Origin of the sequence: Rhizobium sp. BK275 (assembly GCF_014193555.1) — a bacterium.
GTDB lineage: Bacteria > Pseudomonadota > Alphaproteobacteria > Rhizobiales > Rhizobiaceae > Rhizobium.
In genome coordinates this window covers 1,062,798-1,075,810 of record NZ_JACHZL010000001.1, presented here as the reverse complement: position 1 = coordinate 1,075,810, position 13,013 = coordinate 1,062,798, and the positions used below count along the sequence as shown (strand labels likewise).

The 13,013-nt window shown below is 60.2% G+C and carries 12 protein-coding genes; 5 read left to right on the top strand and 7 right to left on the bottom strand.

Annotated elements, in window-relative coordinates; translation table 11 throughout:
* Nucleotides 1–98: 98 nt before the first annotated feature.
* Nucleotides 99–1,055, top strand: a complete 957-nt coding sequence (locus FHT82_RS04905) for a glucokinase (RefSeq protein ID WP_183726830.1) — start codon at nucleotides 99–101, stop codon at nucleotides 1,053–1,055.
* A 32-nt stretch (nucleotides 1,056–1,087) separates the two neighbouring features.
* Here the strand turns inward: FHT82_RS04905 and groL are convergent, their stop codons facing one another.
* Nucleotides 1,088–2,707, bottom strand: coding sequence for a chaperonin GroEL (gene groL / locus FHT82_RS04900; protein ID WP_183726828.1), 1,620 nt, complete (start codon nucleotides 2,705–2,707; stop codon nucleotides 1,088–1,090).
* 242 nt (nucleotides 2,708–2,949) lie between these two features.
* On the opposite strand from groL, the gene FHT82_RS04895 reads away from it, so the two are divergent.
* A complete protein-coding gene (locus tag FHT82_RS04895; protein WP_183726826.1) occupies nucleotides 2,950–3,132 on the top strand; it encodes a hypothetical protein in 183 nt (60 codons plus the stop codon).
* Nucleotides 3,133–3,318: 186 nt separating this feature from the next.
* On the opposite strand, the gene ugpC is transcribed toward FHT82_RS04895, so the two are convergent.
* The 5 genes from ugpC to FHT82_RS04870 all read right to left on the bottom strand — a co-directional run bounded on the left by ugpC (nucleotide 3,319) and on the right by FHT82_RS04870 (nucleotide 8,282).
* Complete coding sequence (gene ugpC / locus FHT82_RS04890; protein WP_183726824.1) at nucleotides 3,319–4,386, bottom strand: sn-glycerol-3-phosphate ABC transporter ATP-binding protein UgpC; 1,068 nt, start codon at nucleotides 4,384–4,386, stop codon at nucleotides 3,319–3,321.
* An 11-nt stretch (nucleotides 4,387–4,397) separates the two neighbouring features.
* The gene (locus tag FHT82_RS04885) at nucleotides 4,398–5,243 is read right to left on the bottom strand and encodes a carbohydrate ABC transporter permease (protein ID WP_183726822.1); all 846 of its coding nucleotides are present in this window, start codon (nucleotides 5,241–5,243) and stop codon (nucleotides 4,398–4,400) included.
* 3 nt (nucleotides 5,244–5,246) lie between these two features.
* Nucleotides 5,247–6,164 carry a sugar ABC transporter permease gene (locus tag FHT82_RS04880; RefSeq protein ID WP_183726820.1) on the bottom strand — a complete coding sequence of 306 codons (918 nt, stop codon included), beginning with the start codon at nucleotides 6,162–6,164 and terminating at the stop codon, nucleotides 5,247–5,249.
* Between the two features lie 69 nt (nucleotides 6,165–6,233).
* On the bottom strand, nucleotides 6,234–7,472 hold the full coding sequence (locus FHT82_RS04875; RefSeq protein WP_183726818.1) for a sugar ABC transporter substrate-binding protein: 1,239 nt from the start codon (nucleotides 7,470–7,472) through the stop codon (nucleotides 6,234–6,236).
* 111 nt (nucleotides 7,473–7,583) lie between these two features.
* Nucleotides 7,584–8,282: a GntR family transcriptional regulator gene (locus FHT82_RS04870; RefSeq protein WP_183726816.1), complete on the bottom strand. Its 699-nt coding sequence runs from the start codon at nucleotides 8,280–8,282 to the stop codon at nucleotides 7,584–7,586.
* A 62-nt stretch (nucleotides 8,283–8,344) separates the two neighbouring features.
* On the opposite strand from FHT82_RS04870, the gene FHT82_RS04865 reads away from it, so the two are divergent.
* Nucleotides 8,345–9,487, top strand: a complete 1,143-nt coding sequence (locus FHT82_RS04865; protein WP_183726814.1) for a mandelate racemase/muconate lactonizing enzyme family protein — start codon at nucleotides 8,345–8,347, stop codon at nucleotides 9,485–9,487.
* 232 nt (nucleotides 9,488–9,719) lie between these two features.
* Here the strand turns inward: FHT82_RS04865 and FHT82_RS04860 are convergent, their stop codons facing one another.
* The gene (locus tag FHT82_RS04860) at nucleotides 9,720–10,577 is read right to left on the bottom strand and encodes a GNAT family N-acetyltransferase (protein WP_246698089.1); all 858 of its coding nucleotides are present in this window, start codon (nucleotides 10,575–10,577) and stop codon (nucleotides 9,720–9,722) included.
* Between the two features lie 336 nt (nucleotides 10,578–10,913).
* Between FHT82_RS04860 and argE the strand changes: the two genes are divergently transcribed.
* Complete coding sequence (gene argE, locus FHT82_RS04855; RefSeq protein WP_183726812.1) at nucleotides 10,914–12,038, top strand: acetylornithine deacetylase; 1,125 nt, start codon at nucleotides 10,914–10,916, stop codon at nucleotides 12,036–12,038.
* Between the two features lie 28 nt (nucleotides 12,039–12,066).
* On the top strand, nucleotides 12,067–12,990 hold the full coding sequence (locus FHT82_RS04850; RefSeq protein ID WP_183726810.1) for a glyoxylate/hydroxypyruvate reductase A: 924 nt from the start codon (nucleotides 12,067–12,069) through the stop codon (nucleotides 12,988–12,990).
* Nucleotides 12,991–13,013 lie beyond the last annotated feature (23 nt).

The window sequence follows — 13,013 nt, the reverse complement described above, 5'->3', positions numbered from 1 at the left end:
TCAACTCTATTGGAGATCCTTTTGTGCGGCTTTGATGAGGTCGGGTCTCGCCAGATGCGCCAGATTACAAAAAGGGAGCGAACATATGAGGTGGAGCCATGCAGACGCTGTCAGACCGTCACGCCGTCGTTGGCGAGATCGGACCGGGTCACTTGCGCTTTGCCGTGGCCGACATCGATGAATTGGTGATCGATCACTACGTCAATTTCAAAACGAGCGATTTCGATTCGATCGAGCTGGCGCTCGATGCTTATTTCAAATCGCTGCCCGGGCAGCCAGGCAAGATCAGTCTGGCCGTGGCCGGCGATGTCACCGACAACCAGGCGCGCATTTCCCATCTCTCGTGGACGTTTTCCGCAAGAGAATTGCAGAACGCCTTCGCTGTGCCCATCGTCAGTCTGATGCGCGACATCGATGCGGTCAGCTCCTGCGTGCCTACGCTGCCTCCGCACGAGCTCGTAAAACTGACAAGCCCATCTCCGCAAAGCGGCCCGAAGGGTGTCGTACTGCTCGACCGGGATCTCGAAGCCGCTATGGTCGCTCCAAACCAGCATGGTTGGACTGTTCTACACGGCCGCGTCGGCGAGATGTCGTTCGGCGCCGACAGCAACGAGGAACTCTTACTCGTCCAGGCGATGCGGCATGGCATTGGCAGGATTGCGCTGAAGAGGGTGCTCACATCGACGGGACTGACGGCTCTTTACGATGCATTGCGGCTTCGCGCCGGTCTTGATGCCCCGAGCTGGAGCGCATTCGATATCGCTCGGGCTGCCTTGTCTGCAGAGCCGGATCCAATCGCGCATGATGCGCTCCGGCATTTCGCAAATTGGCTCGCACGCTTTGCCGGTGATCTTGCCGCGGCATATGGCGCAGAAGGCGGGATCTATCTCAGCGGGAGCCTGGCGATCGAATTGCGCGAAATCCTGAGGAGCGAGGCTTTCGTCGAATCCTTTTCGGCCGCCGGCGGTCCCGATGGCTTTACCCGCAGCGTCCCGGTTTATCTCGTCACGGCGACAAATCTCGCGCTGCGCGGCGCCGCCCTGGCGATTTCCTGAAATCAAATGACAGGGCGCGTTGCTTACCCGTTCTAGATCTCCATGGGCGGGGCAGCCGGTTGCTGGACGGGCTCCGGAATTTCGGTCATCGTCGCCTCCGAGAGGAGCAATATGCTGGCAACCGACACCGCATTTTCCAACGCGACGCGCACCACTTTGGTCGGATCGATGATCCCCTCCTCAAGAAGATCGACGTAGCGATTGCGGGCCGCATCGAAACCAATCGCGCCGTCAGATTCCAGCATCCTGGCGACAACGACACCGCCGTCGACCGCCGAGTTCTCGGCGATCTGTCTGGCCGGTACTTCCAAGGCGCGCTTGAGGATCTGCACGCCCGTTCGCTCGTCGCCTTCGCAGAGGTCTTCCTCTCCGACCACCGCCTTTACACAGCGAAGCAGCGCCAGGCCGCCCCCAGGAACGATACCTTCATCGACCGCGGCCTTTGTGGCATTGATCGCATCGTCGAGAGCTTCTTTCTTAGCCTTCACCTCCGCTTCCGCAAGCGCGCCGACGCGGATGACCGCAACGCCTCCCGACAATTTGGCAAGCCGCTCCTGCAGCTTTTCCTTGTCGTAGTCGCTCGTCGTCGTCTCGATCTCCTTGCGGATCTGTTCAGCCCGCCCTTTGATGGCCTGCTGCGAACCGCCTCCGCCGACAATTGTCGTCGTGTCCTTATCGACGACGATACGCGCCGCTGTGCCGAGCTGATCTACCGTCACCTTGTCCAGCTTGAAGCCGAGGTCTTCGGAAATGAGCTGCGCTCCGGTGAGGATCGCCAAATCCTGCAGCATGGCTTTGCGGCGGTCGCCGAAGCCTGGAGCCTTGACGGCACAGTTGCGGAACGTGCCGCGCAGCTGGTTGACGATGAGGGTTGCAAGCGCCTCACCTTCCACGTCCTCGGCGATCACGAGCAATGGCTTGCCTGATTTGGCAATCTGCTCAAGTAACGCGACAAGGTCGCCCAATGCGGAGATCTTTCGGTCAAAGATCAGCACCCTTGCGTCTTCCAGGACGCATTCCATCTTCTCGGCATCGGTTGCAAAATAGGCTGAAATATAACCGCGATCGAACTGCGTTCCCTCGACCACATCGAGACGTGTCTCCATCGTCTTTGATTCCTCGACGGTGATGACGCCTTCCTTGCCGACCTTTGCCATGGCTTCGGCGACCAGCTTGCCGATCGCCTCATCATTATGGGCGGAGATAGAGGCAACCTGCTGCCTTTCCTTGTCCGAGGTCACTGGTCTCGATATCGATCGCAACGCCCCGACGGCCCGAACAACGGCACGATCAAGACCTCGTTTGATATCGATGGCGCTAGCGCCAGCTACGACGTTGCGATGGCCGTCCGCCAGGATCGCATGTGCCAATAGCGTCGACGTGCTCGTTCCGTCGCCGACAACCTCGCCTGTCTTTTCCGCGGCGGCTCGCAGCATGCGGGCGCCCAAATTTTCCTCCGCGTCCTTCAGGTCGAATTCCTTGGCAATCGTCACACCGTCATTACACACGATGGGCGCACCCCACTTCTTTTCGATCAGCACCGACTTCGAGCGCGGCCCAAGGGTGATGCGCACTGCGTCTGCGAGCTTACTCGCCCCCTGAAGGATCTTGCCTCTGGCTTCGGAATGAAAAAGAACCTGTTTATGCGCCATCTTCCATCTCCCAGGTAAAACCAAGGGCAAATGTCCTCGGCCCGTTGATGATAATTGGCATAGAGCTTGGGCAGCCGCGTTGATCAACATCAACATTGCGTTCGCTTTGAAGACCAGTTCGTTTTTGACCTCGCGCAATGCTGCAGCGCGCGGAGGTGATAATTTTTACCCTACAAGGCACGGAGAAATGAGAGATCGGGGGAGCTGCATTCCCCAGTTCAATCATCCCCTGGAGAAGGTCAATGACAATGTCCGAGCAAACGGGGCGCTGGCTGCGCTGGTTGATCATCGATCATCTTGTCCTGATCGTACTGTTTTTGATGATCGCTACGGTCTTCAGCATTCTGTTGCTGAAACCATTGATCCGAGGCGAGCAGGACCTACCGCTGCAACGTTCGACGCTCGATGACCGCGCCAGCGATTAGAGACTGATCACATGCACGGCCGACAGGTTTGACGGAATTCGGCTATAGCTACCATACACCTTATCGGGGGAGTCCACGCGCTGGACTTTGCCAACACAATTGGAGACAGCGCACCAAACGTTTGACGAGCGCCAGTGACGTTCTTGACCGTGCGCACCGACGCGAATAGATGCGACCGTCGCAGCGTTATAGCCTCAGCTGCGTCTCTGCATCGAAGAGATTGACGCTCGATGGATCCACGGCAAAGGCAACCGGATCTCCCCTCTTTCCGGAAAATCGAGGCTCTACCCGAGCGATAACGGTTTGAGGGCCAACGACCGTCGTCAGGATCGTATCCGGTCCGGTCGGCTCGACCACGTCGATGACACCATGAAAGGCGCCGTGTACTTGAACAATCTTCAACTCCTCCGGACGAACACCCAGGATCAGATCCCGCTCGGTCAATTCACCGTTTCCGGCTCCGAGTTCCAGCGCAACCCCCTCCGCGCGAAACTGCCAACCACGATCGCTTTTGACCACGCGTCCCCGGAGAAAATTCATGGCCGGCGAACCAATGAAACCGGCGACGAACATGTTGGCGGGGCGTTCGTAGATGGTTCGCGGATCGGCCAGTTGCTGGAGGTGGCCACCCTTCATGACCGCCACCTTGGTAGCCAGTGTCATGGCTTCGATCTGGTCATGCGTCACGTAAACGATGCTGGTGCCAAGCCGCTCATGGAGCCTCTTGATCTCGGTGCGCATCTCCACCCTGAGCTTGGCATCAAGATTGGAAAGCGGCTCGTCGAACAGAAACAAGTCCGGATTCCGGACGATTGCGCGTCCCATTGCCACGCGCTGGCGCTGACCGCCGGACAGGTTCGCCGGTTTGCGATCGAGGAGATGCGTGACCTGCAGCATGTCGGCGGCTTGCGCGACGGCTTCGCGGCGCTGGCCCGCCGGTACACCACGCATCTCCAGACCAAAACCGATGTTACGCTCGACCGACATCGCCGGGTAAAGCGCGTAGGACTGGAAGACCATCGCGATGTTACGGTCTTTCGGTGGGAGAGCCGATACCGAGCGGCCGCCGATGGCGATATCGCCGCTTGAGGAATCGTCGAGGCCCGCGATGATGTTGAGCAAGGTCGACTTGCCGCAGCCGGATGGCCCGAGCAGGACGAGGAAACCGCCGTCCTCAAGCTCGACGTCTATCCCGTGAAGCACTTCAAGCGCACCATATGACTTTCGGATGTTTTTGAGCGAGAGTGTAGCCATTATCGTCCCCTTCAGCCCTTGATTGCGCCGGCAGTCAGTCCCTGGACCATCGCCCGTTGGACGATCGCGAAAAGAAGCATGACGGGCAGAATGCTGAGAATGCCTCCGGCGGCCAGAACGCCCCATGGAAGCTGGAATTCACCGACCATCAGCTGGAGCCCGACAGGCCATGTGCGCGATCCCTGCCCGGTGGTCAGCATGAGGGCGAAAATGAATTCGTTCCAGGCGGCGATGGCGATGAAGACCGAACTGGCGAGCAGACCATTGCGCGCCAGCGGCAAGACGATGCGGACCATGGCGCCGAGCCGCGTCGAGCCGTCGATGCGCGCGGCGCTTTCGAGTTCCCTGGGCGCGGCGTCCAGGAAGCCCTTGAGCATCCACACGAAGAGCGGCAGCAGGAAACTGGTATAGGCAAGCGCAAGGCCGAACCGGCTGTCCACCAGGCCCACGGTTTTCATCATCACATAAAGCGGGATGATCATCATCACGGCAGGGAACATGCGGATCAGCAGGTAACCCAGCATGAGGCTGTTGCGGCCGCGGAATGTCATCCGTGCAAACGCGTAAGCCGCCAGCGTGCCGGCAACGACGCAGATGGTCACGGTGACGATGGTTACGATCAGGCTGTTGCTGATCAAAACCGGAAAGTTGGACTGCGTCCAGATCGCCACGTAGTTCTGAAATGTCACGTGCCGGGGAATATATTGCATCTGCGAGGTGACGATGTCCGTTTCTGCCTTCAGTGAGGTCAGGAACATCCAGAGGATCGGGCCAAGGCAGAAGATCCCGAGCGCGCACAGGACGATGTAGGTGAGAACGTCGGCTGCCAAACGCCTGCTATGTTTGGTTCGAAACATGGATCATTCTTTCGTTATACGTGACAGGCGGATGTAGATCGTCGCAAAAATCATCAGGATCAGGAACATCACGACCGACAGAGCACCGGCATAGCCAAAATTGAAATCCCGGTGGGCCGTCTGAAAGGCGTAGAGTGACAGGACTTGCGTCGCGTTTCCGGGGCCGCCGCCGGTCAGGACCAGCAGAAGATCGGGAGAATTGACAAGGCTGATGACACGCAGGATGACTGCAGCGGCGATTACTGTTTTGAGCATCGGCACCGTGATCAACCGGAATTTCGTAAAGGAACCGGCCCCGTCTACCGCGGCAGCCTTGTAAAGGTTCTCGGGAATCCCTTTCAACCCAGCGAGAAACAGCAGGGCAAAGAATGGAAACCCATGCCAGGCTTCGACGAGGGTCGTGGCGGCAAGCGCGGTATTCGGGTCGGCAAACCATGCCTTGTAGGCATGGAGCAGGCCTATCCGAACGAAGATGTCATTGATGACGCCAAGCCGCGGGTCGAGAAGCAGCGCCCACATGTGTCCCGCCACGACATTCGGAAGGAAATAGGGCAGCAGGATCAAAACGCCGAAGATCTTCGTCCCCGGCAGATTTCGGTTCAGCGCAACAGCAGCGATGAAGCCAAGCGTCATCTCGACGGCGATCGCCGCCGTTACCCATATCGCGGTGTTCTTCAACGAGATCCAGAAGACCCGATCGGACATCATCGCCACATAGTGCTTCATCCCCACCCAGCCGTTGAGACCCGGCCGGGTGAGGCGCATTTCCCGCGTACTGATGACGAAGCCGTAGATCGTCGGGTAGGCGACGACGAGGAGGAGCAGGAGGAGGCTCGGCAACAGGAGAAGATAGACCCAGGAGCGTGTCTCCGAGAGTTCGCCAAGGCGGCGGAGCGGTCGGCGGTATGAGGTTGATGTCATTGAATATCGGCGATGGCGCCGTCCCTGATTAAGGCGCGTGCCCCATTAGGACATCGCGCCTGAACGAGGTTAGCGAAGGGCGGCTTCGAGGCCTTCGATGAAGCGGTCCACGGCCTGTTCCGGTGTCAACTGACCGGTAAGGACCGCCTGGAACGTCGGATTGACGACGTTCTCCGACCAACCGGCGGCACCTACGAATCTGTTGGGCAACCGCCCGAACTCCAGCGTCTGCGTTGCCGCATTGTAGATCGGGTTGCCCGTGATGCGTTCGTCCTTCAATGCTGCCGTGGAGGCCGGGAAATATCCCGTTGCCTCAAGGAGCGCGATAGCCGCATCCGTCTCGCCCCAGAAGCTGATCCACTTCCACGCGGCCTCGACATTGTCTTCCTTGAAGATCCCGTTGCCGGCATAGGCGACCCGGGCGATATGGGCTTTGGGACCCGCGGGCATCGGCGCGGTGGAAAACTGCTCGCCTTGCTTGAGCGCTGCCGAGATCTCGATAAGCGAGCCGGTATGGTGCCAGACCATCGCGGTCTGACCGGTCCTGAAGCCCTCCATGATCTGCCGGTAGCTGTCATTCGGCGCGCTGGGCGGCACCACCTTCTCCTTGCGGAAAAGGTCGGCATAGAAGGTGATCGCCTCGACGGCCGCCGGCTTGTCGATGGCTGCCTGGCCATCTTTGACCAGCGGCGAGCCGAACGCTTCCATAACATCGATGACATATTTGAAAGCGCCGGCGCCGCCGCGCATCCCGAACGCGTAGCGGTTCTTGGAAGGGTCCGTCAGCTTTCGGCAAGCGACCAGGAATTCCTCGAAGGTCTTCGGGGGAGCGGAAAGACCGGCTTCCTCGAAATAGTCTTTTCTGTAGTACATCCAGTCGACGAAGGCATAGGCTGGAACTGCATAGATGGCGCCGTCCTGCGACATTCCCGTCCAACGGTTGTCCGGCAGGTTCGCCTTGCCGGCCCAAGTGTTGACGCGCGCGCTGATATCAACAAGCGCTCCCATCGCCGTCAGATCGGCAAAACGCTCGGCGATCACCATGCCGGTATCGGGGCGCCCTCCGGCAACGACCGCCGACGAAACCTTCGCCATATATTCGGAATTGGGGATGCCCTCCTGCGTCACCGCCACGTCCAGATTTGCCGCGGCAAAGAGCTGGATGATCTTTGCAAGCCCGGCCATCTCAGACTGGCTGGCGAAATGGTGCCAGTAGTTGATGGCGGTGGCGGCATTGGCGCTGCGAAGGCTGGCCGCCAGACTTAGCGCTGCCGAGGCTATCAGGAATTCACGCTTGCTGAGTTGCACGACTATCTCCTCCCGAGATATCAGATCATCAATCTGATCGATCAGACGGCAATATCATCGTTTTGGAGATCCCGCAACACGCTCAGTCGAAGACAGCGATCGTGGAAACGTTCAAACGAGACCGAGATTGCGTTGCACGGCCGCCTGAAAGTGCGCGATCAGGGCCTTTTCGGCAGCATCCGCGTCCCTGGTGCTGCATGCTTCGAGTATATCGAGGTGCTCCTTCAGCGTGCGCACCAGGATCGGCGTCGTGACCTTTCGCTCCAGCCGCAGAAGACGCAGGTAGTTGTGCATGCGCCGGTAGGCGCTGTCGATCAGCGGATTGCGCAAGGCCCTGATGATCTCACCGTGCAGTTCCAACTCGAGCGCGTCCGTCTCCAGAAGCTGCTCAGGCCCTATGCCGTTACGCTCGAGCTGGCGAATAAGCCTGGAATGCCTGACTTCCAGGGCATTCATCAGGTTCTCGTCGCCCTCCTCGGCAAACACCCTGATAGCCGCGCGCTCGACAATGGAGCGGAACTGATAGGTGGAACGCGTAAGCTCCATACCCGGCCGGACGAACTGGATGCCCGAGCGCGGGTGGATGGTCAGAATGCCTTCCGTTTCCAGCACGCGCAGCGCGTCGCGCAAGGGTGCCACGGGAACACCAACGATCGCCGACAACTCGTTCTGCGAGATGAAGGCACCCACCGGCACCTTCCGTTCGAACAGGCTTTCCAGGACGCGCTCATAGGCTATGTCGCTGAGGCGCGTTGCCGTGGCATCCCCAATCGCCGACTTCGCGGCATGCGGCTCTTGCAGTTTCTTCATAGGTTAGATATCACCTTTCTGATCGATCAGATCAATATTTTAAACGATCAGTGAGCACTACGATGTCTCTCTCCCGCTTCCGTATAACCCGATTTCAATTTGCCCGCGACCGCGTAATCGGCGACAGTCAGGTTCGCGCCGACGAGACCAACGTCGCCGCGCTCGAACTGATCTCGGACACAGGCCACGTGGGGCTCGGCTTCATCCAGACCCTTTTTTATCCCCTGCCGGATCAGGCCGAGATCGAGGCCGTTTTCGAGAACGAAGTCTGGCCGGTGATCAAGGGAGAAAAGGCGATCGGACTGGTTCATCGCGTGAACCGGCCGCGCGGGGGCAACCAGCGCGCCTACTCCCTGCCATTCCAAGAAGCGCTGCAGGTGGCCCTCTGGGACCTTGCCGCCAAGCAGGCAGGCATGCCCTTGCACCGCCTCCTTGGAAGCCGACGCAACCGCGTCCGCGCCTATGCGAGCGGCCTTGATTTCCACCTAAGCGACGACGCCTTCAGCGCGCTGTTCGCGCATGCCGCGAGCGTCGGCTACACGGCCTTCAAGATCAAGGTCGGCCATCCTGATTTTGCCCGCGACCTTCGCCGCCTCGAACTCTTGAAGAAGGTCGTGCCAGAGGGGGCACAGATCATGATCGATCCGAACGAAGCCTGGGGCTCTAAGGAGGCCCTGGTCAAGCTGACGGCAATACGCGATGCAGGACACAATCTCCTCTGGGTGGAAGATCCCATTCTGCGCCACGATTTCGAGGGTTTGCGAACCCTGCGTCACGCTGTCAACTGGACGCAGATCAACAGCGGAGAATATCTCGATCTGTCCGGCAAGAGGATCCTGCTCGACCATCACGGCGCCGACATTCTGAACGTTCACGGCCAGGTGACGGATGTCATGCGCATCGGTTGGCTGGCCGCCGAACTGGGCATCCCGGTCAGCCTCGGCAATACCTTCCTGGAGATCGGCGTTCACATGGCTGTCGCCCTGCCGGAGGTGGAATGGCTGGAATATTCCTTCCAGAACTTTGACCACCTGGTCGAGACGCCAATCGAGATCAGCAATGGCTTCGCCTACGCGCCGGAGCGCCCGGGGCATGGATTGGTGCTTTCGGAGGAGGCACGGCGCGAATGGGCGCGACCACACCGACTGGAGCGGTCCAAACTTGGACCGGCCCCAAAAAACCAGCGCCTTCCTCTCCTCCCATGAGGATAAGTTCGCAATAGGCGACCCCACAAGTTGCGGGAGATGGAAAAGCGTGATCCCCGTTATGTGAAAATCTTCCACAGCGCTTGCCGTTTGCACGCGTAGAAAACGTAGCTGGCAGCGTGAGTTCACCAAGCAGATCTTGCTCGATACCGGCCAGCGGCGGCTTAGCCTATCGCAAAGCGAACCACCGCCATGAATATTTTCTCCCTTGTTCGAAGTCACCTGATTTAGATCAGCCGAGCGCGTGACCGGCCAATGCGTATATTTTCGGTGTGCCGGCGGGACGGCGTTCGCGTGCTTCCGGCCATGGGCGCCCGCGTGACATGGTGGTAACGGTATCGAAAACGAGAAGGCCGCAATCGGAGAGGAAATCGGAGAAGGCTCCGCTTTTCTCACGTGTGTCCAGCCGTAGGAATTTGCCCGTGTGCTCCGCGATGTGCGGGCGACTGATGGCGATCGCATCAGCATCGCAGGCTGCCGACATGGGGCCGATGACGTACCCGCGGCCGAATCGCCGGCAGAAGGAGTAGGCTTCAATCTTTCCGTTGCGGATCAACCCTAAGCCGCTAGACGCGAGAAGAACTCGGCTCAGCAGCACGGTGCGATCCGCGCCGAAAGCCTCTTTGTCCAGAGCGGCGACCGCCGAGAGGTCCGACATGTCGAGCGCTCGGAGTTCGACGCTGGCCGGTATTTCCACTTCAGCGGGAGAAGACGCCTCGCCCTGACATTGGAAGACGACGGCTTCGGCGGTGAAGTCGAGGGAACGGTAAAGGCGTTTTGCCGCCCGCGTGGCATTAAGACCGAGATTGCATTCAGGAATCTGGGCCAGAATGTGTTCCATCAGCCATTGGCCGGCACCATTGGCCTGAAGGCGCGGCGAGGTGATGACCAACCCGATCGTGGCGAAATCCTCACCATGGGGAAACCACATGGCCGATCCCAGAACGCGCCCGACCTCATCCAGCGCCACCACACCCTTGCCGAGATCACGGGCAAATTGCCAATCATCGGCGCGGTGCGGCCAGCCGACGCCGATCGACAGGGCATGCAATTGTTCGAGATCGACAGTATTGATGTCGGCGATGCGCATCTCGAAGCTGTCAACCAGTCTCGATTTTCTAGCGGTCACGCGCTCCTCCAAAATGGATCCAGGAAAACGCCGTCGAATACTACCCGGCGCCTTCCCGATCAGACTATGGGAAAATTGCCAGCAGAAATCGCTGGTAAATCCCATGCCGGCGCAACAATCAACCAAATGTGCGAGGCTTTCGGCATGTAAAACCTCGCCGGTTGTAAAAGATTCCAGTGGCGGTATCGCCATTCACCCAAGAGGTTTGGGAATGTTTCCTTCCGTCAGCGCTGCACGTCCTCCCAAGACTCTGGCGGCCGGTTTCGCAATCAACGCAGGCCTGCAATAGGGATGCTCATGCAAGTAGTCGAGATCCTCCGCAAGCTCATCGACTTTCCCTCCATCGTCGGCACGCCCAATGGCGCGATCGTCTCTTGGATCGATGCCTATCTCCGCTCCTTCGCGGTCGAAGCTCATATTCTTCCGGGCCACGAAGGCGATCGGGCCAATCTCTTTGCGACTATCGGCCCTTCCGACAGGCCGGGCTACATCCTTTCCGGCCATATGGATGTCGTCCCCGCCAACGAAGCCGGCTGGAGCGCCGACCCCTTCGTGCTGCGAACCGAAGGAGAGCGACTTTACGGCCGCGGCACTTCCGACATGAAGGGATTTCTGGCTGCCGTCCTCGCCGCCGTGCCGACGCTGATGGCGAGCCCGCTTGCCCGCCCCGTCCATCTCGCCTTTTCCTATGATGAGGAGGCAGGCTGCCGTGGTGTGCCTCACCTGCTCGCCCGGCTGCCCGAACTCTGCGCGCCGCCGCTCGGCGCGATCATCGGGGAACCGAGCGGCATGCAGGCGATCCTCGCCCACAAGGGCAAGGCCGCCGCGCGCATCATCATCAAGGGCCGCTCCGGCCATTCCTCCCGGCCCGATCTCGGTCTCAACGCGGTGCATGCCATGGCGGACGTGCTGAATGCGGCAATTTCAACGGCGGAGGATCTGATGCAAGGGCCGTTCGACGGCGCATTCGAGCCTTCCTATTCCTCCCTGCAGGCCGGAACGATCAGCGGCGGCCAAGCCGTCAACATCATTCCGGAGGTCTGCACGCTGGAAGTGGAGGCACGCGCAATCTCCGGCATCGATCCCGTCTCTCCGCTTGCTCTCGTGCGCAACGCGGCGGAAGCCCAGAAGGCACGCGGTTTTGCCGTCGAATGGGAAATCCTCAGCGCCTATCCGGCTCTCTCGCTTGCGCCCACCGCACCGCTTGCCGGTCTCCTCCGGGAATTGACCGGCAAAGCGCCGCTCGCCGCCGTCAGCTACGGTACCGAAGCCGGCCTCTACCAGCGCGCGGGCGTGGATGCGATCATCTGCGGTCCTGGCGATATCGCCCGCGCCCACAAGCCCGATGAGTTCATTCTGACGAGCGAACTCGCCGCCTGCCAGGCGATGGTCGAGGCGCTTGCCGCCCGCTGCCGCGCCTGACTGCGGCAAGACTTAAGGATCAACGCCGATGACCTTTCTCTTCAATTCCGATGCCCGCCGCGGCGCAATTTTCCAGGAGATCTTCGCGCGCGAACTGCCGGATCTGGATTTTTCGATGGACCCCGCGACCGTCGACCCCGAGGCGGTGCGCTACCTGATCACCTGGACGGTCCCGTCCGACCTCTCTCGTTACCGCAATCTCGAAGTGCTGTTTTCCATCGGCGCCGGGGTCGACCAGTTCCAGATCGCCGAGGTGCCGGATCACGTGAAGGTGGTGCGCATGGTCGAGGACGGTATCGTACGGATGATGCAGGAATATGTGACGCTTGCCGCGCTGGTGCTTCACCGCAACCTGCCCGCCTATATCGGCCAGCAGCGCGACCGGCTCTGGCAGGCTCTGCCGCAGCTACACGCCTCGGAGCGCCGCATCGGCGTGCTCGGCCTCGGCGTGCTCGGTCGGGCCGTGCTCGAGCGGCTGAAGCCTTTCGGTTTTCCCCTGTCGGGCTGGAGCCGATCACACCATGAACTTGAAGGCGTGAGCTGCCACGCGGGAGATGCCGGCCTCGAGGCCATGCTTGCCGAGAGCGATATTCTGGTCTGCCTTCTGCCGCTCACCGATGAGACCCGCGGCTTTCTCAATGCCGATCTTTTCAGCCGCCTGCCGCAGGACGCGGCGCTCGTTCATACCGGCCGCGGGCCGCAGCTCGATCATGAAGCCCTGATTGCGGCTTTGGACAGCGGCCATCTCTCCGGCGCGGTGATCGACGTCACCGATCCGGAACCGCTGCCGGCGGACCACGCCTTCTGGGGCCATCCGCGCATCTTGCTGACGCCCCATGTGGCGAGCGTCACTCAGCCCCAGACCGCCGCCCGCGCCGTTGCCGAAAACATCAAGCGGATGCGCGCCGGATCCGATCCGGTCGGCCTCATCGACCGCCGTCGCGGCTACTGACATGTCCAACCTCGAAAGGAAAA

Bases quoted from the DNA above. Each gene is read 5' to 3' on its own strand.
- FHT82_RS04850 (WP_183726810.1), top strand. From the start codon at position 12,067: ATGACCTTTCTCTTCAATTCCGATGCCCGCCGCGGCGCAATTTTCCAG.
- FHT82_RS04895 (WP_183726826.1), top strand. From the start codon at position 2,950: ATGACAATGTCCGAGCAAACGGGGCGCTGGCTGCGCTGGTTGATCATC.
- FHT82_RS04860 (WP_246698089.1), bottom strand. From the start codon at position 10,577: ATGCGCATCGCCGACATCAATACTGTCGATCTCGAACAATTGCATGCC.
- FHT82_RS04870 (WP_183726816.1), bottom strand. From the start codon at position 8,282: ATGAAGAAACTGCAAGAGCCGCATGCCGCGAAGTCGGCGATTGGGGAT.
- ugpC (WP_183726824.1), bottom strand. From the start codon at position 4,386: ATGGCTACACTCTCGCTCAAAAACATCCGAAAGTCATATGGTGCGCTT.
- FHT82_RS04880 (WP_183726820.1), bottom strand. From the start codon at position 6,164: ATGACATCAACCTCATACCGCCGACCGCTCCGCCGCCTTGGCGAACTC.
- argE (WP_183726812.1), top strand. From the start codon at position 10,914: ATGCAAGTAGTCGAGATCCTCCGCAAGCTCATCGACTTTCCCTCCATC.
- FHT82_RS04885 (WP_183726822.1), bottom strand. From the start codon at position 5,243: ATGTTTCGAACCAAACATAGCAGGCGTTTGGCAGCCGACGTTCTCACC.
- groL (WP_183726828.1), bottom strand. From the start codon at position 2,707: ATGGCGCATAAACAGGTTCTTTTTCATTCCGAAGCCAGAGGCAAGATC.
- FHT82_RS04905 (WP_183726830.1), top strand. From the start codon at position 99: ATGCAGACGCTGTCAGACCGTCACGCCGTCGTTGGCGAGATCGGACCG.
- FHT82_RS04865 (WP_183726814.1), top strand. From the start codon at position 8,345: ATGTCTCTCTCCCGCTTCCGTATAACCCGATTTCAATTTGCCCGCGAC.